Raw genomic sequence first — 22,925 nt, 5'->3', positions numbered from 1 at the left:
CAGGAAAAATGGCCTTCGAACTTAGACAAAACCTTAAACTTTCCCAACAACTGATCATGACGCCGCAGCTCCAGCAAGCGATTAAGCTTCTCCAGCTTTCCCGGCTGGAGATGATGGACGTCGTCAATCAGGAGCTCGAAGAAAATCCGCTCCTGGAAGAGACTCCCCCCGATGATTATGTCGGCTCGGAAAGCGAGGTAGCCGGAGATGAGGCGGTCGTGCTCGATAGTGACGATCTCAAGCACGTGGATCGGACCGAGGAACTTACGGGGGAAGGCGACGGTAAAGAAGAGTTTGACTGGAACAACTACCTGGAAGACTATCGGCCAACCAGCCAGATTTACGAACGCCGGGATGGCGAAGCTCCCACCATGGATAATTTGCAGAGCGCCAAGCCGTCCCTGATGGATCACCTGATGTGGCAACTCAAGCTTTCCCGTTGCACGAAACAGGAAATGATGGCGGGCGAGCAGATTATCGGCAACATTGATCAGGATGGTTATTTAAGGGCCAGCCTGGAGGAGTTGGCCCTGCAGGAAAAAATGGAAATCGGGTTATTGGAGAATGTCCTGCGCCGGGTGCAGGAGTTTGACCCTCCCGGCGTCGCCGCGCGTGACCTGAAAGAATGTCTTTTAATCCAGGGTAAAATGTTGGGGGTGTCCCAGGAACTGGTATTGGCAATTATTCAGGAACACCTGCACGATCTCGAAAAAAAGGATTACCGTCATATCGCCAAAAAACTGAAGGTTTCTTTAAACGATGTAATAGCGGCGGTAGTGACGATTACCCATATGGATCCCAAGCCGGGCAGTATTTATACGGAAGAAAGGGCGCAAAGCATCATCCCGGATGTTTATATTTTTAAGGTGGGGGACGAATACAAGATAGTTCTCAATGATGATGGCCTGCCCAGGTTGCGGATCAGTAATTACTACCGGGAAATGATGACCGGCAGGGACGATAAGAGCACGGGCGAAAGCAACAAAAAATATATGCGGGAAAGGGTGCAGGCTGCCAGTTGGTTGATAAAAAGCATCCAGCAGCGTCAGAAGACGATTTTTAAGGTGGCGGAAGGTATTGTCAGGCATCAGAGGGATTTTTTTGATGGTGGCATCAAGTATTTAAAGCCACTGGTGCTGAGGGACATCGCGGATGATGTGGAGATGCATGAGTCAACGATCAGCCGGGTGGTTACCAATAAGTACATGCATACACCGCGCGGCGTCTTTGAATTAAAGTACTTTTTCAGCAGCAGCATCCAGAAGACGGACGGCGATGCCATTGCCTCCAAGAGTGTCAAGGATGCCATCAAAAAGATCATTGCCGACGAAAGCGCCCTCCATCCCTTCAGCGACAAGGAAATAGTCAAGCGTCTTAATAATGAGGCCGGGGTAAGAATTGCGCGGCGCACCGTGGCCAAATACAGAGAGATGATGCGTATTCTGCCTTCCTCGCGGCGGAAAAAATATTTTTAACAGTTCCGAGTGAATATTAAGTCTTTATCTATGCACCGGCCAAGCGGCTGGAAATAACAACAGGAGGATTAATCATGATAGTTTCTGTTACATTCAGGAATGCAGAGGGTGAATCATGGCAGAAGGGATATGTTGACGAGAAACTGCAAAAATTGAAGAAATATGTGGACAACGCTGTAGAAGCCCGGGTCATTCTTTCCGTCGAGAAGTTCAGGAATGTGGCTGAAATCAATCTGGCGGCCAATGGCCTGAATATCAATGCCAAGGAAGAAGAAAAAGACATGCATCTGGCCATTGACAATGCGGTTGTCAAGATTGAGAGGCAGTTGAAAAAACACAAGGAGAAAATCAGGGAACACAAGAACAATTCAATGCGTGAGGATGGGGCTGCGGGGGGTGGAACTGCGGCCGAGGATCTGGAAGATTCGTCGGGTATTGAGGTTGTGTCGGTGCGAAGTCTCGTTTTGAAGCCCATGTCCATGGATGATGCGGTCATGGAGCTGGAAACGGCAAAAAATCGGTTTGTCGTTTATCGGGATTCGACAACAGAGAATATCAACGTCCTGTATCGTCAAGAAGATGGGAAGTTTGCCCTGATAGAGACGACTGGTTGAAATCAGAGGGGATCTTCATGAAGATAACGACGTTCTTAAAGCGCGAATTCATTATTGAAGAATTGCAGGCGGCGACCAAAGAAGCGGTTCTGGCGGAACTGGCGGCGGTTCTGATGCCTGCCGGCAGCACTGATGACCGGGGCAATATGGTTAAGGTGCTAATGGACAGGGAAAGACTGGGTAGCACGGGCATCGGAGACGGCATCGCCATACCGCACGGCAAGATCGGCGGTCTCGATGACTTGAGGATTGCCATCGGCAGAAGTCACCAGGGTGTTGATTTTAATGCCCTGGATGGTAAACCGGCACATCTTTTTTTTCTGCTGATGGTGCCCGAGAATTCCGCCGGTCAACATTTGAAGGTTTTGGCCAGAATATCGCGACTGCTGAAGGATAACGTCTTGAGAAAGAACCTCATGGAAGCCAAATCTGCCGCTGAATTATTTAATTTGCTGGTGGAACAGGATAACCTGATCAGTCTGACCTGATTGACCATTATTTTTGTGATGGAAACCTTAACGTTAAAATACCTGCTGGCCGGGAGTAAAGCCCGGCTCGGTATAACGAGCCGGGCCGGGTTCGCCGGTCTGACAAAAAGGGTGAACCGTGTTCAGGGCGAAAGCGGCCTTACTGATGAGCATTTTACACCGGAGGTTTTGCCGGGGACCGTCAGGGAAATTGTTCCGGGTACCATTCTGGTCATGGCCCCGCAGGTCGCTGTCGGGCTTGATAACGCATCGTGGCAGAGGCGGCGCAAGTTTTTTGATAATTTAGTGGCAGCGGGCATTCCTTGTCTGGCGCTATCCGGAGTTGACGACCTGCCTGATTTTCTTGTTCGCTTTGCCGAGCGGACGTCAACTTTTATTTTCGGTTCCCGCTTTGATGAAAATCTCTTAGCCAGCCGTCTTTCCGGCTTGCTGCGCGAAAAGCTGCACCGGCGTCTTTCGGTACAAGGGGCGCTCGTCAATGTTTGCGGCCGGGGCGTCTTGATCACCGGGGTTAGCGGCGCCGGAAAGACGACTCTGGCGTTAGAACTGGCCGGGCGGGGGCATAAATGGATTGCCGATGATGCCGTGGAAATTGAAAAACGCCAGGGCGGACGTCTCTATGGAAGCAGCCAGGCATTGGTTAAAAATCTCCTGGAAATTAAAGGAACTGGTGTTTTGCCGGTACAAGACTTACTGCCTGCTACCTGTATTGCTGATGAAACACCTGTAGACATGGTTGCGGAGATTTGTAGAGACGCACGGCCGTTCGTCCCTGCGCCGTATGATGGACGGTCAGGCAGGAGAATCATGGGGGTCAGGCTTCCTCTTTTCAGAATCCCCTGGGCAAATGATCGGGGCGGGCGGCTCGAAAGTATCGTCCGAATTATAAGTGGGGGAGCAGCATGAAAGAATTGCGGGTGGTGATCATCACGGGCCTTTCCGGTTCCGGAAAAAGTACGGCACTGCGGGCGCTGGAGGATATCGGCTTTTTTTGCGTTGATAATCTACCCGTTGTGCTGCTGCCGCGTTTTCTCAAGCTGCAAGCCGAAGAGTTTCAGGGCATAGCCAATGTGGCGATGGTGATGGACCTGAGACAGCAGAGTTTTCTGGGAAAATATGAAAGAATATTCAAGCGGCTCAAAGATCATGGCTATGGCATTGAAATCATTTTTCTCGATGCCGGCGACGACGCCCTGATTAATCGTTTCAGTGAAACCAGGCGGGTGCACCCGCTGTCAGGCCGGGGGTCCGTTTTAGATGGTATCTTATTGGAAAGAAACAGCTTATCGCCACTCAAACAGATGGCGGCCCAGGTCATTGACACCACCTCCATCAATGTCCATCAATTGAAAGATGCGGTCCAACGGCACTTTCTTTCCTCCGCAGCAAAGGGGAAAGCGCTGGTGCTGCATGTTTCTTCTTTCGGTTTTCGCTACGGTGTACCTGTTGACGCCGATATGGTGCTTGATGTCCGGTTTCTTCCCAACCCCTATTATGTGGAACATCTGAAGAATTACGATGGTCTCAACCAAAATGTACGGGACTTTGTGCTGGAGGATGAGAGAAGTAAAGTGTTTATGGAGAAACTAATTGACTTGATGGCGTTTCTGCTGCCACTTTATGAAAAGGAGGGGAAGGTCAGATTCAATGTAGCGTTAGGTTGCACGGGTGGCAAGCACCGTTCCGCAGTCGTGGCTAACCAACTGGGCTTATATTTCATAGACAGAAATTACCAGGTGACGATCAACCACCGTGATATCGGGAAGTTATAAAATTTAACCCTTAACTCCCAACCCATCCAATTTATCAGTGATATTGTCCTTTATCCAGTGCGGGTCCCACCATTCGACCGGGTTGACAAACTGTCCGCCTACGAGGAGACCGAAGTGCAGGTGGTCGCCGGCGGCCAGACCGGTGGCGCCTGTTTTACCCATGACATCGCCTTTTTTGAGACGCTGCCCGGCCTGCACATTGATAACCGACAGATGGCCGTAGATGCTGAAAATTCCCTGGCCATGATCAACGAGAATTGCATTGCCATAAATGCCGAGGTTGCCGGCATATTTGACGATGCCGTTATTGCTGGCTTCCACAGGCGCATTCACCAGTGAAGCCAGATCTACACCCAGATGAACACTTTCCCCGATGACCCTTTTCTCATAAATATACGTTCTCCTGTCGCCGAACTGGGCCATGGGGGAGGCATCCTTCATCCTGAGGAAGGTTCCTTCCCAGAGCTGGCGGGGATCCGATTGCCGGCAAAGTTCACGCAGAGTGGTCTCGTTGGCCAGGCGTAGCTGTCCATTTACGTAGCCAAAGATTTCCAGCGGACTTTTCCCCTGTAACTCTGGCGGCAAGGGCTGAAAATCGGGCATCTTTTGATTGAGAAACTTATCGGACAACTGCATCTTGTCGTTGCGGAACTTTTTCATTCTGATGAGGGTGGGCAGCGTGATGGAGGTTTCATTCTCGCCTGCGTCACGCGCGACGATCCTGATGTTTATCCCCTCTCCGCGGGCGACCATCGGCAGACCAAAATAGGCCACATTGGCCGGCTTACCGGTAAAAGTGGCCGGATAAGCCGACGAAAAGTTATTATTCACCTGTACGCCGCTGGTCACGGTTGGTTCCGAGGTGCGGAAGGCAACTAGGCAGCAGCCGCCGGGGTTAATGTTGTTGGTGGACGTTAACAGGTATATCTGGGGGGGGATCAGATCAATAGATATGGGCCTTTCTATGGCGATTTCATTTTTAAACACGGAGTAATCCACGGCAACTACTCTCAGTGTTGCCTGGCCGCCGTGGAGTTTCAAGTCCGATACCACCACGGGCAGGGAAAGTTTTTTCTGCTTTATGCCTTTATGCGGAAAGGCTTCCGCGGCCAGGACATGGGACTTGTTATCCTGAATAATGGCGACCGAGATATTGCGCAACCCGGAATTAAGGTCGGCAAAAGTGATGTTGATGGTTTTTTGCCTGCCCATTGTCCGTAAGTCCCCGCCTAACAATGCCAGCGGCTTTTCTGTTTCTCCCCAAGTGGCAAAAAACCACCAGCCCGCACCCAGCAGAAACATTACCGACAATACAATTGCCGTGAGATACTTTTTTAAGTTTTTCATATGCAGAGACTTATAATAAAATATTTACGTGTATGCAAGTTAATTCCCCAGATTCCTGTACATCTTTTGAGCTGAGCGACGCGATTAGCCAAGCTCTGGTCAACAAGATGAATTATTAGTATTCTGCTTGATAATTTGCGTCATCTGTGTTAGACGCACGGTAATTCACACACCCTGGGATTGGCGGCGTGTTGCTTTGGTAAGCTGACCGTCAAGATGAAAGGGGTGGCGGAAAAAACACAATTGAAAAGGAGTTATTTATGGCGAGTATTTCAATGAAGTTGCTGCTGGAGGCGGGCGTTCACTTTGGTCACCAGACCAATAAGTGGAATCCCAAGATGAAGCCCTATATTTTCGGGGCGAGAAACAACATCTACATTATTGATCTTCAGCAGACGGTGGGGCTGTTTCAGACGGCCTATAATTTCGTCGTCAACATGGTGGCGGAAGGCGGCGAGCTGCTCTTTATCGGTACAAAAAAGCAGGCGCAGGAGTCTATCCGCGAAGAGGCGACCCGCTGCGGCATGCCCTATGTCAACCAGAGATGGCTGGGCGGGATGCTGACCAATTTTGCGACCATCAAAAAAAGCATAGACAGGTTGAATTACTTGGATAAGCTGTTTGCTGATGACAGCATCAAGGCTTTTCCCAAGAAGGAAATTTTAAAACTGCAGAAGGAACGGGACAAATTGGACAATGTTCTGGGCGGCATCCGGCGCATGCGCGGCTTTCCGGGCGGGCTGTTCGTTGTTGATCCCAAGCGGGAAACGATCGGCGTGAAGGAATCGCGGAAATTGAAGATCCCCATTGTGGGCATTGTTGATTCCAACTGCGATCCCGATGAGATAGATTATATCATCCCGGGGAACGATGACGCCATCAGAGCCATCAAATTGTTTGCCTCCAAGTTTGCCGATGCCGTCATCGAAGGCCGGAAGCTGTTTGAAGAACGGTTACAGGCGGAAAGTAACAAGGAAACAGCTATCGTATTGCCCCCAATTGATATTTCCGCGCCGGAGTATGCTGAGGCAGATGTCCCGGAGAGTGTCGAAACAAAAGATGCGTTTTCAGATAATCAGGCAAGTTCCTGAAGCCTTAATCGTATTGAAATAGAATAAAGGAGGTTGAATAAATTGGATATTACATCTGCAATGGTAAAACAGTTAAGAGATAAAACGGGCGCCGGGATGATGGATTGCAAGGAAGCCCTGACGGCAGCCGGTGGCGATTTTGATCATGCGATTGATAATTTGCGGAAAAAAGGCATGGCCGCAGCGACCAAGAGGTCTTCCAAGGCCGCCAAGGAAGGCATGGTTGCTTCCTATATTCATATGGGCGGCAGAATCGGCGTGATGGTGGAAGTGAATTGCGAAACGGACTTCGTCGCCAAGACCGCTGATTTCCAGACTTTGGCGAAAGATCTGGCCATGCATGTCGCGGCGGCTAATCCGCTTTATCTGAGATCGGAAGATATTCCCGCCGAGGCCCTGGAAAGGGAAAAAGAAATCTATCGCAGCCAGGCATCGCAAGAAGGAAAGCCCGAAAAGATCTGGGAGAAGATCATGGAGGGCAAATTGAAAAAGTATTATGAGGATGTCTGCTTTCTCGAGCAGAAGTTCGTTAAAAACCAGGACATTACGATCGGAACGCTGGTAAAGGATATGATGGCCAAAACGGGAGAAAATATCATTGTCCGAAGATTTGCCCGCTTTCAGTTAGGTGAGGAATTAAAATAACATATGGATCAACCGGTATATAAAAGAGTGCTTTTAAAATTAAGCGGTGAAGCCCTGACGGGCAAGCGCTCTTTTGGCATTGACTATGAAACGGTCAATAAGATTGCCGGGGAAATCAAGGAAGTGGTCCGGATGGGCGTAGAGCTGGGCATCGTCGTGGGCGGCGGCAATATCTTCCGCGGCGCCGAGGCCCACGCCCTGGGTATGGAAAGGGCTTCGGCCGACTATATGGGGATGCTGGCCACGGTTATCAATAGCCTGGCTCTGCAAAGCGTCCTGGAAAGGATGGACGTTTATACCCGTGTGCAATCGGCAATAGAGATGAAAGAAGTAGCGGAGCCGTATATTCACAGGAGGGCCATCCGTCACCTGGAGAAGGGCAGGGTAGTAATATTTGCCGCGGGCACCGGCAATCCTTTTTTTACCACGGACACGGCTGCATCTCTCCGGGCGATGGAGATCAAGGCGGATGTCATAATGAAGGCCACCAAGGTTGACGGTGTTTACGATAAAGATCCGGTGCTGAATAAGGATGCGAAGAAATTTGACCGCATAAGTTACACGGATGTCCTGACCAGAGACCTGAAAGTTATGGATGCTACCGCCATCTCGCTGTGTCGCGATAATCAACTGCGCATCGTGGTTTTCAATCTGCAGGAGGAAGGCAATATAAAAAAAGTAATTTGTGGTCATGCAGTTGGAACCACCGTGGGTAATTGACTTTTATAACTTTGTTTGCCAAAGGTGTGAGCTATGAGTGATTTGGTAATTGAAGAACTGAATGAGGAGATGGAGGGCGCCTTGCATGCCCTGGATAAATCATTGAGCAAGGTCAGGACGGGCCGGGCATCGCTGGCGCTGCTCGATGGCATCAAGATTGATTATTACGGAGTGCCCACGCCGCTCAACCAGGCCGCCACCCTTTCCGTGCCGGAGAGCCGGCTGATAGTTATTTCTCCCTGGGACAGCAGTATTATAAGCGCCATTGAAAAGGCTATTCAAAAATCAGACTTGGGATTGATGCCGTCCAATGATGGCAAGACAGTGCGTATCGCCATCCCCCCGTTGACGGAAGAGCGTCGGAAGGAACTCGTAAAGATAGTCAAGAGAATGGCGGAGGAATGCAAAATAAAGCAGCGCAATGCCCGTCGTGATGCCAATGAAAAATTCAAGAACATGAAAAAAGCCAATGAAATCTCTGAGGACGTTATGTTTCAATACCAGGAAAAGGTACAGAAACTGACCGACAAAGCTATCGAAAAAACCGATGCCGTTCTGGGGGCGAAGGAAAAAGAGATCATGGAGATATAAACCATCCTTATTCCCGACCCCGATAATATGAACGAAATTGATCTTAAAAAACTTCCCCGGCACATTGCTATCATCATGGATGGTAACGGGCGGTGGGCTCAGTCTCATGCCCTCGGCCGTATCGCAGGGCATCAGAAGGGCGCCGAGGCAGTGCGTGCCACGGTAGAGATATGCCGGGAGATCGGGATCAAGTATCTCACGCTGTACGCCTTCTCCGTCGAAAACTGGATCCGCCCGACGCAGGAAGTGGATGCGCTGATGGGGCTCCTGGAGAACTATCTTCGCTCCGAGCTTAAGGAGATGCTTGAGCACGGCATCCGTTTGACCAGTATCGGCAACACGGAAGCGCTGCAAGGTCGTATCAGGCGAACCTTGCGGGAAGTAATGGACCTGACGGCCGGCAATCAGGGTATGGTGCTTAACCTGGCCTTGAGTTATGGCGGTCGGGATGAGATCATCAAGGCTGTCAATGGCCTCATTAAGGACATCCGGCTCGGCAAGCTAACGGATGATGAGGTAACAAAAAAACTGTTCGCTTCTTATCTCTATACCGCAGACCTTCCTGACCCGGATTTGCTGATCAGAACCAGCGGGGAATACCGTTTGAGCAATTTCCTGTTATGGCAAATGGCCTATACGGAATTCTATTTCACGGACGTTTTGTGGCCTGATTTTAGTCGCCATGATCTACTGGAGGCCATTATCAGCTTTCAGAAAAGGGAAAGAAGGTATGGCTTGACAAGCGACCAACTGCAACAGGTTGACTTGACATGAACCACCACTTGCAGAGCCACCACTTGCAGAGATTGATCACGGGTGTCGTTGCTGCGCCGTTACTAATAATATTCATATATTACAGCTCTGAACAATTATTTTCCCTGTTAATATTTGCGGCCATTCAAATGGCCGTATGGGAATATAACAGTTTAGCCTTTGGCAAGGATGGATTTGTCCGGGAGAAGGGTGAGGTATTCTTTTTTGCCGCAGTGATTGCCATTTCCACATATATATCAGGCAATGCCATGATTACTTCCGTCTTGACATTTTGTTTGCTGCTTTGTTTTATGGCCTTTCTTTCTCAAATTACAGATCAGGCGATTGACATGTCAAGGGTGGGGAAAGTCGTCCTGGGGTTCATGTACATGCCCTTGCTGATGTCTTCTTTCATTCTGCTGCGCCACTTGCCGCAGGGTGTAAGCTGGATATTTCTTACTCTCGTCCTGGCTTTTTGCGGCGATGTATTTGGATATTATACCGGCAAAACGCTGGGAAAAAGGAAATTATTCCCCGCTTTGAGTCCCGGCAAAACCGTAGCAGGAACCATTGGGCTGATGTGCGGCAGCCTGCTGGGCGGCGTTATTTTTCAACAGCTCATCTTCACGGAATTACCCCTCATCCATGCTCTGATTATGGGCGCTGGCGGCGGTATTCTGGGGCAGTTAGGAGATCTATTTGAGTCGGCCCTGAAAAGATCGGCCGGGGTTAAGGACGCCGGTTTTATTTTCCCCGGTCATGGCGGTATCTTGGATCGTCTCGACAGCCTCAGCTTCATTGCTCCTTTTGTATTTTACTATCAGCATTTTATAATAACATGAAATATTTGACTATCTTAGGTTCCACAGGTTCAATCGGCGTTAATACCTTGCGTGTGGTGCGGGGAAATCCGCAGCGCTACAAGATTGTGGCGCTGGCGGCAGGTGAAAATGCGGAGCTCTTACGGGAGCAGATAATCGAATTTGAGCCCCCAATGGTTGCCGTTAAGGATGAGACTGTGGCTGCCCGCTTGCAGAAATTGCTCCCCTCTTCTCCTCGGCCGGAGATCCTTTGCGGCCCCGAGGGATATCGAGATGTCGCAGCAGCTCAAAGCGTTGATATGGTTGTTTCCGCTTTGGCAGGCGCGGCCGGGCTGCTTCCCACGTGGGAGGCCATTGCCGCCGGCAAGGAAATTGCCCTGGCCAATAAAGAAGTTATGGTCATGGCGGGTGATCTTGTCATGGCGAAGGCGCAGGCCACCGGCAGCAAGATATTGCCGGTTGACAGTGAACATAGCGCGATCTTCCAGTGCCTGTTAGGACATCGTCGGCAGGACGTGAAGCGGATCATCCTGACTGCCTCGGGCGGGCCATTCTTACGTCTGCCGACGGAGAAACTGGTGAAAGTGACGCCGGCACAAGCCTTGAATCATCCCAACTGGCGGATGGGCAAAAAAATCAGCGTGGATTCGGCAACCATGATGAACAAAGGCCTGGAGGTCATTGAGGCCAGATGGCTCTTTGATATTGATTTTGATAATATTCATATTTACATCCACCCGCAGAGTATCGTCCACTCTCTGGTGGAATATGTTGACGGCTGTATTCTGGCGCAACTTGGCACACCGGATATGAAGGCGCCAATCTCTTACGCCCTGTCCTTTCCGGAAAGGTCAGCCTCACTCGGGGCCAGCCTGGACCTGCCGGCCATGAGAAACTGGGAATTCTTGGCGCCTGATTTTGACAAGTTTCCCAGCATGCAACTGGCCTATCAAGCCGGGAGACAAGGCGGGACGATGCCGGCCGTTTTGAGCGCCGCCAATGAAATAGCCGTTCAAGCGTTTCTGGAGGGGAAAATTCTTTTCACGCAAATTACGGAGATTACAGAAGAAACGCTTTCGTTACATTCCGTTAAAGCGGGTCATCACACCATCGCCGACATCCTGACGGCTGATCATTGGGCCCGGGAGACATGTCACGAGATTATCAACATGCAGGGATAATGCATTGATAGAAGTAAGGAAAGGGGTTAGAACTTGGTAAGTATTTTGTCGGTTATTGTGCTTTTGGGCGTACTTATTTTCGTACATGAGCTGGGCCATTTTCTGACGGCTAAATTTGCCGGGGTGGGCGTCCTGAAATTTTCCCTGGGCTTCGGCCCGCGTATCATCGGCAAGAAAGTCGGTGAGACGGAGTATCTCCTTTCCCTCGTACCTTTGGGCGGCTACGTTAAGCTCCTGGGTGAATCGGAAGACGACGATTTATCCGAGGCCGATCAAGCAAGGTCCTTCCTGGTGCAGCCAGTATGGAAAAGGATGCTGATTGTCGCGACCGGACCGATATTTAATTTTTTGCTGGCGCTGGTAATCTTTACTCTTGTTCATATTTGGGGTTTACCGGTATTGCTGCCGACGATAGGCAACGTTCAGGAAGGTTCTGCTGCCTTGAGGGCAGGTCTGCTGAAGGCGGACACAATTACGGCGATTGACGGCCGGCAGATAGGGCGCTGGACGGACATGGCCGAGGCGATCAATGGCAGCGGCGGTAAGATCCTTAATTTAACGATAAAACGAGGCGAAAAAACGCAAAGTGTCTCACTGACGCCCACCCTGTTCAAGGTAAAGGACATTTTCGGTGAAGAGGTCAATTCCTACAAGATCGGCATCTCACCGTCATTAGAAACAAAAATTGAGCGCCTGAACCCCTTTTCAGCATTAGTCGAGGGTGCAAAACAGACTTGGGTGGTTACCAAGCTCACCTTGCTGAGCGTAGTCAAGATCTTTCAGGGGGTCATTTCCCCGAAGACCCTGGGCGGGCCGATTATGATCGCCCAATTGGCAGGCGCCCAGGTCAGGGAAGGCCTGATACCTTTTCTTCTCTTTATGGCGCTGCTCAGTATCAACCTCGCCGTGCTGAATCTCTTGCCCATACCAATTCTGGATGGCGGCCACCTGTTTTTTTACCTGATCGAGGCCATAACGGGCCGGGAAATCAATCTTAAGTGGCGGGAAAGGGCGCAGCAGGTAGGGTTTGCGCTGCTGATTGTTTTGATGGTATTCGTGCTGGTAATGGATTTGGACCGGCTGAATATAAAATTCCTTCAGGACATCAGCCAGGACATCGGCAAAATGTTTTCCAGGTAATTAATTTACAGGATGATTAACAATGCTGATTCTCGCTCTCGATACAACCGGCGCCACGCTGAGTGTGGCATTACTTGAGGATCAGACAATCCGTGCCGAGGTCTTTGTCAACACCGGCGATAACCATTCGTTGCATCTGTTGACCGCTATCAAGCATGTTTATGATCTTGTCGGCGCTTCTCCGGAGACGACGGATCTTTTTGTCTGTACACTGGGACCTGGTTCTTTTACAGGGGTGCGCATCGGTGTTGCTACCATCAAGGGGCTGGCGATGGCGACCGGTAAACCGGTGGTTGGTTTCTCTACGCTTTTGGCTTTATCTGCCAACATAGGATCGTTTACCGGACGTATCTGTCCCATCCTGGACGCCCAGCGTAAACAGGTGTATGCTGCCATTTACAAGCTGGACGGCAATTTTATTCCTCAATTGATGCATGAGGAAAGGCTGACTGATTTAGAGGCATTGATCTCTCAAGTAAAGGATGAGGGTAGGGTGTTATTTCTCGGATCAGGGGCGGTAAAATATGCCGACCTGATCAACCGGATGCTGCCGGAAGCGATTATTGCGCCGGTGCAATTTTCTCATGTCCGGGCAAGTATGGTTGGCTTGCTGGGCTTTAGGAAATTCCATGAGGGATACAGTCTGGATGTTCTGACTTTTACTCCCCGCTATTTGCGACTTTCTGAAGCCGAAAGGAAGTTTTTAATGGCTGAAAGCAGCGGCAATATGGAAGTTGACAAGAGTTAGAAATTATTATAAAGCGCGAACGGTTAGCATATAGAGAACAGGGCAATGAAGTTAACATGAGTCACAAGAGCATTATAGCGCCGGAAGGCCTTCCCTTTATCATCGCGGCTGGCGTATTAACCCTCGTTTTATCCGGTTTTTGTTTTCTCAAGACGGCTGCTTTTACTCTGGCTGCTACACTTTTCATTGCCTGGTTTTTTCGCAACCCCGAACGGAAGATACCGACGGACAGGAGCGCTGTAGTTTCGCCTGCCGACGGCAGGATTATTAAAATTGAAGAGGCGCGCCGGGATGACCTCGCCTCCGGGAGCTTCCTCAAAATCAGTATCTTCATGAATGTTTTTAATGTTCATGTTAACAGGATACCGTATTCTGGCACGATAAAATTGATCCGCTATACCAAGGGAAGGTTTATTTCAGCCAATCTTGATAAAGCGGCTGCGGAAAATGAACAAAATGCTATCGTTATCGCGACGGATAAGGGCAGGGAGATTATTACGGTCCAGATAGCCGGGCTGATTGCCAGAAGAATCGTCTGCTGGATAAAAGAGGGGATGCCGGTCGCCAAAGGCGAAAGATTCGGTCTGATACGCTTTGGCTCACGCCTTGATGTCTATCTGCCGCCGGAAACAAGCATTACTGTAAAGCTTGGCGATAAGGTAAGGTCCGGTGAGACGATTATGGGAGAACTACCGTGAAAAATGAAGGCGCCGCCAAAAAGGCCCCTCGCAAACGGGGGATCTATCTGTTACCCAATATTCTTACGACAGCCAACCTTTTTTGTGGCTTTTATGGCATCCTGGCCTCCATGCAGGGGGGGTATGAACTGTCCGCCGTCCTCCTCGTGGCAGCCATGATCCTGGATAGCCTGGATGGTCGCATTGCCAGGATGACCAATACGATGAGCAAATTTGGAGCGGAATTTGATTCGCTGGCCGATCTTGTTACTTTCGGAGTTGCGCCGGCGGTCCTCACTTATTCCTGGGCGCTTTCCGCGTATGGCAAGTGGGGTTGGCTCGTCGCGTTCTTATTCGTTGTGTGCGGAGCACTGCGACTGGCCCGTTTCAATATCCAGATCGGCATAATCGAGAGCAAAGTCTTTAATGGCCTCCCCATACCCGGAGCCGCTTCCGTCATTGCGACCGGAATCATGCTTTATTTTTATTTGGGAGGACAAGGTAAATATCATGATTTTTCCATTCTAATGACCACTGTCGCCTTGGCGCTTCTGATGGTAAGCAACGTAAAATATTACAGTTTTAAAGATCTAAATTTCTTTTCGCGCAAGCCCTTCATGTCTTTTGTCTTGATAGTAATTGTTCTGATCATCGTCGCTGCAGAGCCGCAGATCACCCTTTTTACTTTTTCTGTGGGCTACAGTTTGTCGGGACCCTGTTGGTGGTTGATCAGACTTTGCCGGACGACGCCTAAGGAGAAGCAGGAAGGAAGTTTAAAAGAAAAATGATAATACGGAGGTAGAATATGAAGAAATGGAATGTGGCCGTTGTGGGCGCCACTGGCGCCGTGGGTAACGAAATGATCAAGATTTTGCATGAACGTCAATTCCCCGTGGCCGAATTGACCTTACTGGCTTCAGCGCGTTCCGCCGGCAAGATGCTGAAATACGGAGATCAGGAAATAAAGGTAAAAGTATTGAATGACGATTCATTTCCAGGGATCCAGATTGGTCTCTTCTCGGCCGGCGGCAGCATCAGTGAGCGCTTTGCTCCGCTTGCCGCCCAGGCCGGATGCGTGGTCGTTGATAACACCAGCGCCTTCCGGATGGTGCCGGAAATCCCGCTGGTAGTGCCGGAGGTGAATCCGGAGGCCATCAGCATGTATAAAAATCGCGGTATAATCGCCAATCCGAACTGTTCTACGATTCAGATGGTGGTCGCCTTGAAGCCCATCCACGATCTCGTGAAAATTAAGCGCATCGTCGTTTCCACGTATCAAGCCGTTTCCGGTACGGGAAAAAGGGCGATCGAGGAGCTGAGAGAACAGACCAGGGCTATTTTGAATGATGCAGAGCCTAAAGTGGATGTATATCCGTATCAGATCGCCTTTAACTGCTTGCCGCAGATAGATGTTTTCCTGGATAACGGCTACACAAAAGAAGAAATGAAAATGGTCAACGAGACGAAAAAGATTTTTTCTGACCCATTCATAGGCGTTACGGCGACGACGGTCAGGGTTCCGGTCTTTTACGGGCATTCTGAATCGGTAAACATTGAAACAGAAAAGAAAATAACGGCCCGGGAAGTCAAGGAACTGCTGATGCGGTCGCCCGGCATTACGGTAATTGATGATCCGCAATTAAAACAATATCCGCTGGCCATTATGGCTGCCGGCAAGGATGATACCTTTGTCGGGCGGATCAGGGAAGACGAGTCAATCAAGAACGGTATTAATATGTGGATTGTCGCCGATAACCTGAGAAAGGGCGCGGCCCTGAATGCCGTGCAAATTGCCGAAAAGCTGATCAACGGCTACCTATGAGGGTCATCTCTGGTCATGCGAAAGGCCGGCGCCTCCTGTTTCCACCCCAGAGCAAGGCCAGACCGACCTCAGACCGGATTAAAGAAGCTCTTTTCAATATCCTGGCGCCGGTGACCGGCAAAATATTTCTGGATGTCTTTGCCGGGTCGGGGAGTGTCGGCATAGAAGCCCTCAGTCGCGGTGCAGCCTCGGTCGCTTTCATCGAAAAAGATGCCGCCTACTGTGATTACATTGAAAAAAATATATTGCGGTGCGGATTTACGGGCAATTATGATATATTAAGCGCCGAGGTAAAAAAAGCCCTCCCGGCACTGCAAAAAAAAGGCGCGCGTTTTGATATCATTTTTGCCGATCCGCCTTATGAGGCCGGGCTCGTTTCCGAAACGTCGGGATATTTAGCTGCCGGGAAATTATTTGCCTCGGACGGCATGATTATTTTTCAGCATTCAGTAAGAGAGGAACCGGATTGGGAACAGGGCAGGGGGCTTATCGTATTAGAGCAGCGCAAATATGGCGATACGCTATTGACTTTTTTGAAATCAAATTAGAGGTATAGAAAGAAACGTATGATAAGGTTAGCCGTATATCCAGGTTCATTCGACCCGTTTACCAATGGTCATGTTGATATTGTCAAGCGTGGCTTGGGGATGTTTGATGAAGTTATCGTTCTCATTGCCGCCAACCCCGAAAAAAAATCGCTTTTTTCGATCGCCGAGAGATTGGAGATGATCGGTGCAATATATAAAGACAATGACCGGGTAACGGTAGATACTTACCCTGGTTTATTGATAGATTACATGAAGAAATGTGAGGCCAAAGTCATCTTCCGGGGATTGAGAGCCTTGTCTGATTTTGAGTATGAATTTCAGATGGCCTTGATGAATCGCAGGCTGTATCGGGAAGTGGAAACGGTTTTCCTCATGGCAGGCTTTAAATGGTTCTATACCAGCTCCAGTATCATTAAGGAAGCTGCCAGCATGGGAGGTTCCGTGAAGGGCATGGTTCCGGAAATCGTATGCCGCAGATTATATGAAAAGTATAACGAATTAAGGATGAAAAAGGAGAATCCATGAAATTATCGTCAAGAATATCTCAAATTAAACCATCTCCTACCTTGGCCATTACGGCTAAGGCTAATGCGCTGCGGGCGGCAGGTAAGGATATTATAGGTTTTGGCGCCGGCGAACCTGATTTTGATACACCGGATACGATCAAGGGGGCCGCGATCAGGGCCATCGAGGCGGGATTTACTAAATACACCCCCGTAGGCGGCACCGATGAACTTAAAGATGCGATTATCAACAAGCTCAAAAGAGATAATAACTTGAGCTATAAGCGGTCTGAGGTTGTGGTCTCCTGCGGCGCCAAGCATACCCTCTATAACCTGGCCCAGGTTCTTTTTGAGGAAGGGGATGAAGTTCTTATCCCGGCCCCGTACTGGGTGTCCTATATTGATATTGTTGTGCTCTCGGGCGCCAAACCGGTAGTTATCGAAACGAGCGCTGCCGCCGGATTCAAACTGCAACCGAAACAACTGGCAGATGCCATCACCAGCCGCACGAAGGCGCTGATAATGAACACCCCTTCCAATCCCACCGGCATCTCCTATACGAAAGCAGAGCTTTTAGCCTTGGCCACCGTGCTGGGCGATAAGGGGATATTGGTCATCTCGGACGACATCTACGAGAAGATTATTTATGACGGCTTAATATTTTCTTCCATAGCATCCGTTAACGAAGACATCAAAAAACTCGCCGTCGTGGTCAACGGCGTTTCGAAGGCCTATGCCATGACCGGTTGGCGGATAGGCTATGCCGCCGGGCCGGAAGACATCATAGCGGCCGTGAATAAGTTGCAGAGTCAGAATACCTCCAATCCCGCCTCAATTTCCCAGAAGGCTGCCGTGGAGGCGCTGAACGGAAAGCAGGACAGTGTGACGGCAATGGTGCGGGAATTTGAGAAAAGAAGAAACATCGTCGTAGAGGGACTAAATGCCATCCCCGGAGTGAAATGCCTGCTGCCCCAAGGTGCGTTTTATGTCTTTCCTGATTTCTCTTACTTCTATGGTCGTTCCTATGGAGGAAAGGTAATAACGAACTCCACCGATCTGACTACCTATCTTCTCGAAGAAGCTAATGTCGCCGTAGTTCCCGGTGTGGAATTCGGACAGGACAATCACATCCGTCTCTCCTATCCTACGTCTATGGATCAGATTGTTGAGGGGGTGGCAAGGATTAAGCGCGCGGTCATGAATCTTTCCTGATTGTATTCAGGATAACAGGAGAATAATTATGAGAGTTGAAAAAGGCCGGTTTAAAGAAAAGCATGCGTCCGCAGGGGCGGGTTTCAAACCCGCCCCGGAAATAGCGCTCGCGGTCAAACAGAAGATCATAAACGGCACGGTGTCTTGCGCCGATGCGGCAACCATTGCTGCCGATCTGCACAAAACTATGCCCGAGATAGGCGTTGTGCTTGACATCCTCGAGGTTTCACTGACAAAGTGCCAATTGGGCCTCTTCGGCTACGAGAACCCCAAAAAAATTGTCACGCCGGCATTATCTGTCGAGAAGGAAATGGAGGCCGCTATTACAAAAGGGCTCTTAAACGGTCGCCTTCCCTGCAACTCGGCCTGGAAGATAGCAGCAGAGCTTGCCCTGCCGAAAATTCAAGTATCTGCGGCCTGCGAAGCGCTCAAAATCAAGATAAAACCCTGCCAGTTGGGCGCTTTTTAGTAATAATGACTGACATCAGTTTCCGCGATCTGCATTTTCAATTTCGGCCGCATAAATTCTAAAAAGCAGCGTCGCGGTGGTCAACTTGCCGGGCGTGGCCACCCGCTTGCCCCGCAGGTCCGCCAAGGTGCGGTATTTTTTCAGGCATCTTCTCCCCCCTCTTAATCTCAGGTCGGCAACAGAGTCTGAGTATTTCACCGCCGCAGCCGGGCGGTAGCAGGCACCTTACCCTTTAGCAACATTTCCGTCAAGAACCTTGTGTAAAGGACGTTGTGTTAAAGATAGTTGTATTTCCTCAATAATTATAGTATGAAGCAAACCATGGACAATGAGATTGCAACCCAAATTGAAACAATCGAGCAGGCGTTGGTAAAGGACTCCGTCCTTGGTTTTGACCCGGCCATACTCAGCGTGTTGGACAATGTCGAAAGCGGACAATCCGAAATTGAAAATCTAAAATCCAGGCTGGGGCCTGACGTTTTTACCTATCTATTTAATATTGCCAATTCTGCTTATCATGGCAGCTTGAAAGTTGGTCCGGTGAAGCATTTTTTCGACGTTGTCAACCGCCTCGGTATGCAATACACAAAAGTGTCAATCCTGCAGTATGCCATGCATCATCTGGCCCGGGGCGGTCATGACGCTGAGATCATCTTTGCCAAAAGTTTCAGTGCTTCCGTTCTGGGAAGAATAATGGCGCGCGGTTTTGGATATCGGGATGATGTGGCGCGACAGGTAGAACTCGCCTGTCTCCTGGCGAACGTTGGCGCCCTGATGATGACGGTGTATAGAAATCATTATCACACCGCAGATTTTGTCTTATCCGATGACTTTATCGAACAGTATCATTTATATCTTACGGAAAGGATCATACGCAGATTTCAATTTCCTGAATATCTCAATGAAATGATTCTGACTAATTACTTCGTCCTGGACCGCATGGGAATCGGTCTGCCGGCAGTGGTAAAAATGGCCATCGGCGCTGTGGACTGGTCCTTTAGAAACATGAATAACAGGCTGGTGTTTCGATCGCCAACTTCTTCACTGGATAACAGATTTGCCCCTTCCCTGGCGGGAATGATTGAAGATCAGTTTGCCGCCGCCGGCCTGAAAAAATACCTGGTTATCATACCCGGATTAGTTGAAGGGCCTCAATTAATGCTATAAATTTCACCCCCAGCTTATAAGGAGGACGCCATGAGCCGAGAGAAGAAACATACTGGTATCGGACGGAGAGAATTTCTGAGGGTTGGTCTGGCTGGAACGGGCACGGTTCTCTTAGATTTTGAAGGCCTTGCCGATGCCATGCAGGTCGCGGCAGCGGGGCCCTTCGTTTTTCCCGCGCCGGTCTATCGAACCCTGGGCCGCACGGGATTAAAGATTACCATCGTCAGCTTCGGGGCCATGCTGACGCCGGAGTCGGAGGTGATGACAGTCGCCTTTGATCATGGCGTCAACTATGTTGATACGGCGCGGCGATACATGGGCGGCAAGAACGAGGAAATCGTTGCCAGGGCATTGAAAGGCAAACGTGACAAGGTCTATGTGGCAACGAAGATCGCTCCGGCTTCACTGTCAAAAGAGGCCATTTTCAAGGATGTGGAAACCAGTCTGAAGGCGCTGGGTACTGACTATGTTGATGTTATCCAGCTCCACAATGTGACCGGCAAGGAAGATCGCATCCATAATCCGGAGATTCGAGAGACCTTGGTCAAGCTGAAAGGGCAGGGGAAGGTGCGTTTCTTCGGAGTTACCTCGCACACGAATGAAGCCGAGGTGCTCAATGCGCTTGCGGACGATAAAGACCGCTTTTTCGACACGGCCCTCGTGAAGTACAACTTCACCAGCAGCCCGGAGACGAAAGAGGCAGTCGCCCGGGCCGCCAGCGCCAACATCGGGGTTATAGCGATGAAGACGCAGGCCGGCGGTTACAAAACGGACACGCTGGGTCCCTTCAGCCCCCATCAGGCCGCCCTCAAATGGGTACTGCAGGACAATAATGTCACGGCTGCCATTCCCGGAATGAGGGATGTCGCCCAGCTCCGGGAAGACATTGCCGTCATGGGGATGCGCTTCGGCTACCTCGATGAGCTCATCCTGAAACGCTATGGCGCAGCCGTAGCGCCATATTACTGCCACCTCTGCGGTCAATGCGAGCCAACCTGTCCCCAGGGCGCGGCCATCAGCACCATCAACCGCTGCCTGATGTATGCCGAGGCCTACCGCAGCCCCGCGCTAGCCAGATCCACTTACCAGGAGATCCCTTCGTCCCAATCCGCCGCCGCCTGTCTGGACTGTTCGGACTGCGAGGCAAGATGCGTCAACGGGCTTGATATTCCCGCAAAAATGAGGCTGGCCAGAAAATTGCTGGCCTGAGGAAACCATGCCCGGTCATCATCTTCAAAAAAGAATGCCATCCCTGTGGCGATCGGCTGTAATCGCTGCCGCGCTCCTGTGCTGCCTTGCGCTCACTCTTAATGCGCCAGTTGCTGTCTTTGCTGCCGAGGATTCCCTGAAGCAAATCCTCCCCACACCGGGGTTTGCTCCCGACTGGGTAATGAAGGATGCGGTCACCCTTTACAATAGTGAAAATCTTTTCGATCACATCAACGGCGAGGGGGAGCTCTATCTTCCCTATGGTTTCGACAGGCTCGCCACGGCCACCTATCTGAATAAAAAGAACCCCGAGGTGTGGGTCGTGGTAGATGTTTACCGGATGGGTTCTGTGCTTGACGCCTTCGGGATTTACTCCAACTACCGCAAGCCGGATGCGGCGGCAGCCATGATTGGCGCCGAAGGGTTTGTCTCCGCGTCTCAATTGATGTTCTACCAGGACAGGTATTTTGTGAGGATTCAGGTCACGGGGGCGATGAGTTTGGAGCAGGATCTGTTTGTTGCCTGCGGACTTGCCGTCTCACGTAATCTCCCACCCCCCGCCGGCCGTCCCCGAGAGCTGGATGTAATGGCGGGGATACCGGGTATGGTGGCGAAAAGCGAACGGTATCTCGCGCAAAGTCTCCTGGGGTATGCCTTTTTCCGCCGGGGGATGATCGCCGACGTGATGCTGGGAGGCGAACGGTTGCAGGCCTTTGTGGTGTTGGAGAACTCGAAGGATGCGGCCCGCAAGGCCTTTGATGCCTACCGTTCCTATCTGCAGGCAGAAGGGCAGGGGATGAACGTGACCGGGACAACCGACCGGCGCTCCCTGACCGCTGACGATCCTCTGTATGGAGGCGTGCTTGTGGAACAGTCCGGCCCCAATCTCATCGGCGCGGTCCGGATGAAAAAGGCTAACGCCGCAAAACCGATCATTGAACAACTGCGGATGTTTTAAGAGGCGACTCAAGGATATCTATGCGTGCCGTGCGAGGCAGGCGCGGAAATATTATTCCAGCCGGCCTTCCTGTCTTAGTCTGGCGATCAAGCTCTGGATGGCGGGCAACACTTCCTGGGCGGCTTTCTCACCTTCCATGATGGCCTCATGCCTCTTTTGCAGATCGGTCGAACCGATATGACCGGCTTGGGGTTTTATGACCACATCGGCCCTGATAAGCTGCGTGGCAGCGAGGCGGGAATACATGATATTGATGGACTGCAAGATGGTATCAATGGTGCCTTCGGGCTGTTTTTTATCGAGATCAGCAGAAATATCAACGGCAATGACCACATCGGCCCCGAACCTGCGGGCGACATCAACCGCAACGGGACTTACGACACCGCCGTCAACGTACATTTTGTCGGCAATTTTTGCCGGTCTGAATATGCCGGGGATGGAGCAGCTCGCCCGGACAGCCTTACCGGCATTGCCCTGCCCGAATACTACCTCCTGGCCATTCGGCAGGCTTGTTGCGACGGCATAAAAGGGTATCCTGAATTTTTCGATCGGGGTGTTCTTAAATATGTTGTTTAAATATTCTTCAAGTTTATCACCCTTGATGAACCCGTTATCAGGGATAGTGTAGTCGATTATATCGCCTTTCTCAACGGACAGTGCCATTTTCTGTAGCTGAAAGCCATTCAATCCGTATGCATGCAGACCGCCGACGAAACTGCCGGCACTGGTGCCGATGATCATATGTATCGGTACTCTGTTGGCTTCCATAACTTTGATGACACCGATGTGCGCAAAGCCTCGCGCGGCGCCGGCGCCCAGCACCAAGGCGACCTTCGCCTGCCGGAGTGGCGGAGTTGTGGGGACAGTGGGAGGCAGGACAGTTTCCTTCGGTACGCATGAACACGTCAGCAAGAGGATAATAGATATGAATATTAGCCATCTGAATTGTTTCATGAAGGCAGTATAGCACCTTC

At 50.5% G+C, this 22,925-nt stretch carries 27 protein-coding genes; 24 read left to right on the top strand and 3 right to left on the bottom strand.

Annotated elements, in window-relative coordinates; translation table 11 throughout:
- Positions 1 to 8: 8 nt before the first annotated feature.
- The 5 genes from rpoN to rapZ all read left to right on the top strand — a co-directional run bounded on the left by rpoN (position 9) and on the right by rapZ (position 4,349).
- Positions 9 to 1,475: an RNA polymerase factor sigma-54 gene (gene rpoN / locus NT140_00755; protein ID MCX5830422.1), complete on the top strand. Its 1,467-nt coding sequence runs from the start codon at positions 9 to 11 to the stop codon at positions 1,473 to 1,475.
- Between the two features lie 74 nt (positions 1,476 to 1,549).
- Positions 1,550 to 2,089, top strand: coding sequence for a ribosome-associated translation inhibitor RaiA (gene raiA / locus NT140_00750; protein ID MCX5830421.1), 540 nt, complete (start codon positions 1,550 to 1,552; stop codon positions 2,087 to 2,089).
- Positions 2,090 to 2,106: 17 nt separating this feature from the next.
- Positions 2,107 to 2,577, top strand: coding sequence for a PTS sugar transporter subunit IIA (locus NT140_00745; GenBank protein MCX5830420.1), 471 nt, complete (start codon positions 2,107 to 2,109; stop codon positions 2,575 to 2,577).
- Positions 2,578 to 3,483 (top strand): hypothetical protein, encoded by a 906-nt coding sequence (locus NT140_00740; protein MCX5830419.1) that lies wholly within the window; start codon positions 2,578 to 2,580, stop codon positions 3,481 to 3,483. It begins immediately after the preceding gene.
- Positions 3,480 to 4,349 carry an RNase adapter RapZ gene (gene rapZ / locus NT140_00735; protein ID MCX5830418.1) on the top strand — a complete coding sequence of 290 codons (870 nt, stop codon included), beginning with the start codon at positions 3,480 to 3,482 and terminating at the stop codon, positions 4,347 to 4,349. Before NT140_00740 ends, rapZ begins: the two co-directional genes overlap by 4 nt.
- Positions 4,350 to 4,352: 3 nt before the next feature.
- Here the strand turns inward: rapZ and NT140_00730 are convergent, their stop codons facing one another.
- Positions 4,353 to 5,696, bottom strand: a complete 1,344-nt coding sequence (locus NT140_00730) for a M23 family metallopeptidase (protein ID MCX5830417.1) — start codon at positions 5,694 to 5,696, stop codon at positions 4,353 to 4,355.
- Between the two features lie 260 nt (positions 5,697 to 5,956).
- Here NT140_00730 and rpsB point away from each other — a divergent pair, with 260 nt between their 5' ends.
- The 16 genes from rpsB to NT140_00650 are packed head-to-tail and all read left to right on the top strand — an operon-like array spanning position 5,957 to position 18,617.
- The gene (gene rpsB, locus NT140_00725) at positions 5,957 to 6,787 is read left to right on the top strand and encodes a 30S ribosomal protein S2 (GenBank protein MCX5830416.1); all 831 of its coding nucleotides are present in this window, start codon (positions 5,957 to 5,959) and stop codon (positions 6,785 to 6,787) included.
- 42 nt (positions 6,788 to 6,829) lie between these two features.
- Complete coding sequence (tsf, locus tag NT140_00720) at positions 6,830 to 7,432, top strand: translation elongation factor Ts (GenBank protein ID MCX5830415.1); 603 nt, start codon at positions 6,830 to 6,832, stop codon at positions 7,430 to 7,432.
- A 3-nt stretch (positions 7,433 to 7,435) separates the two neighbouring features.
- On the top strand, positions 7,436 to 8,152 hold the full coding sequence (gene pyrH / locus NT140_00715) for a UMP kinase (protein MCX5830414.1): 717 nt from the start codon (positions 7,436 to 7,438) through the stop codon (positions 8,150 to 8,152).
- Positions 8,153 to 8,185: 33 nt separating this feature from the next.
- A complete protein-coding gene (gene frr, locus NT140_00710; GenBank protein MCX5830413.1) occupies positions 8,186 to 8,743 on the top strand; it encodes a ribosome recycling factor in 558 nt (185 codons plus the stop codon).
- 27 nt (positions 8,744 to 8,770) lie between these two features.
- Complete coding sequence (locus tag NT140_00705) at positions 8,771 to 9,517, top strand: isoprenyl transferase (protein ID MCX5830412.1); 747 nt, start codon at positions 8,771 to 8,773, stop codon at positions 9,515 to 9,517.
- Positions 9,514 to 10,338, top strand: a complete 825-nt coding sequence (locus tag NT140_00700; protein MCX5830411.1) for a phosphatidate cytidylyltransferase — start codon at positions 9,514 to 9,516, stop codon at positions 10,336 to 10,338. The genes NT140_00705 and NT140_00700 overlap by 4 nt, the downstream gene beginning before the upstream one ends.
- On the top strand, positions 10,335 to 11,498 hold the full coding sequence (locus NT140_00695) for a 1-deoxy-D-xylulose-5-phosphate reductoisomerase (protein ID MCX5830410.1): 1,164 nt from the start codon (positions 10,335 to 10,337) through the stop codon (positions 11,496 to 11,498). The genes NT140_00700 and NT140_00695 overlap by 4 nt, the downstream gene beginning before the upstream one ends.
- A gap of 33 nt (positions 11,499 to 11,531) precedes the next feature.
- A complete protein-coding gene (gene rseP, locus NT140_00690; protein MCX5830409.1) occupies positions 11,532 to 12,638 on the top strand; it encodes an RIP metalloprotease RseP in 1,107 nt (368 codons plus the stop codon).
- 22 nt (positions 12,639 to 12,660) lie between these two features.
- Positions 12,661 to 13,386 carry a tRNA (adenosine(37)-N6)-threonylcarbamoyltransferase complex dimerization subunit type 1 TsaB gene (gene tsaB / locus NT140_00685; protein ID MCX5830408.1) on the top strand — a complete coding sequence of 242 codons (726 nt, stop codon included), beginning with the start codon at positions 12,661 to 12,663 and terminating at the stop codon, positions 13,384 to 13,386.
- A gap of 56 nt (positions 13,387 to 13,442) precedes the next feature.
- Positions 13,443 to 14,084 carry a phosphatidylserine decarboxylase family protein gene (locus tag NT140_00680; GenBank protein MCX5830407.1) on the top strand — a complete coding sequence of 214 codons (642 nt, stop codon included), beginning with the start codon at positions 13,443 to 13,445 and terminating at the stop codon, positions 14,082 to 14,084.
- Positions 14,081 to 14,851: a CDP-diacylglycerol--serine O-phosphatidyltransferase gene (pssA, locus tag NT140_00675; GenBank protein ID MCX5830406.1), complete on the top strand. Its 771-nt coding sequence runs from the start codon at positions 14,081 to 14,083 to the stop codon at positions 14,849 to 14,851. Before NT140_00680 ends, pssA begins: the two co-directional genes overlap by 4 nt.
- Positions 14,852 to 14,868: 17 nt before the next feature.
- Positions 14,869 to 15,885 carry an aspartate-semialdehyde dehydrogenase gene (locus NT140_00670; GenBank protein ID MCX5830405.1) on the top strand — a complete coding sequence of 339 codons (1,017 nt, stop codon included), beginning with the start codon at positions 14,869 to 14,871 and terminating at the stop codon, positions 15,883 to 15,885.
- On the top strand, positions 15,882 to 16,433 hold the full coding sequence (gene rsmD / locus NT140_00665; GenBank protein MCX5830404.1) for a 16S rRNA (guanine(966)-N(2))-methyltransferase RsmD: 552 nt from the start codon (positions 15,882 to 15,884) through the stop codon (positions 16,431 to 16,433). Before NT140_00670 ends, rsmD begins: the two co-directional genes overlap by 4 nt.
- Positions 16,434 to 16,451: 18 nt before the next feature.
- Positions 16,452 to 16,958, top strand: a complete 507-nt coding sequence (gene coaD, locus NT140_00660; protein ID MCX5830403.1) for a pantetheine-phosphate adenylyltransferase — start codon at positions 16,452 to 16,454, stop codon at positions 16,956 to 16,958.
- On the top strand, positions 16,955 to 18,148 hold the full coding sequence (locus NT140_00655) for a pyridoxal phosphate-dependent aminotransferase (GenBank protein MCX5830402.1): 1,194 nt from the start codon (positions 16,955 to 16,957) through the stop codon (positions 18,146 to 18,148). The genes coaD and NT140_00655 overlap by 4 nt, the downstream gene beginning before the upstream one ends.
- Positions 18,149 to 18,176: 28 nt before the next feature.
- Positions 18,177 to 18,617, top strand: coding sequence for a hypothetical protein (locus tag NT140_00650; protein ID MCX5830401.1), 441 nt, complete (start codon positions 18,177 to 18,179; stop codon positions 18,615 to 18,617).
- A 15-nt stretch (positions 18,618 to 18,632) separates the two neighbouring features.
- Here NT140_00650 and NT140_00645 read toward each other — a convergent pair whose 3' ends face one another.
- Complete coding sequence (locus NT140_00645; protein MCX5830400.1) at positions 18,633 to 18,815, bottom strand: hypothetical protein; 183 nt, start codon at positions 18,813 to 18,815, stop codon at positions 18,633 to 18,635.
- Between the two features lie 123 nt (positions 18,816 to 18,938).
- Here NT140_00645 and NT140_00640 point away from each other — a divergent pair, with 123 nt between their 5' ends.
- From NT140_00640 to NT140_00630, 3 genes are read left to right on the top strand one after another with little or no spacing between them, the layout of a single operon-like run.
- Complete coding sequence (locus tag NT140_00640) at positions 18,939 to 19,784, top strand: HDOD domain-containing protein (protein MCX5830399.1); 846 nt, start codon at positions 18,939 to 18,941, stop codon at positions 19,782 to 19,784.
- Between the two features lie 30 nt (positions 19,785 to 19,814).
- Positions 19,815 to 20,993: an aldo/keto reductase gene (locus tag NT140_00635; protein MCX5830398.1), complete on the top strand. Its 1,179-nt coding sequence runs from the start codon at positions 19,815 to 19,817 to the stop codon at positions 20,991 to 20,993.
- A 7-nt stretch (positions 20,994 to 21,000) separates the two neighbouring features.
- Positions 21,001 to 21,951 (top strand): hypothetical protein, encoded by a 951-nt coding sequence (locus NT140_00630; GenBank protein MCX5830397.1) that lies wholly within the window; start codon positions 21,001 to 21,003, stop codon positions 21,949 to 21,951.
- Between the two features lie 51 nt (positions 21,952 to 22,002).
- Here NT140_00630 and NT140_00625 read toward each other — a convergent pair whose 3' ends face one another.
- Positions 22,003 to 22,905 (bottom strand): patatin-like phospholipase family protein, encoded by a 903-nt coding sequence (locus tag NT140_00625; protein MCX5830396.1) that lies wholly within the window; start codon positions 22,903 to 22,905, stop codon positions 22,003 to 22,005.
- Positions 22,906 to 22,925 lie beyond the last annotated feature (20 nt).

The sequence above is a fragment of the Deltaproteobacteria bacterium genome, assembly GCA_026388415.1.
Lineage (GTDB): Bacteria > Desulfobacterota > Syntrophia > Syntrophales > JACQWR01 > JAPLJV01.
This window is presented reverse-complemented; position numbering and strand designations above follow the sequence as displayed.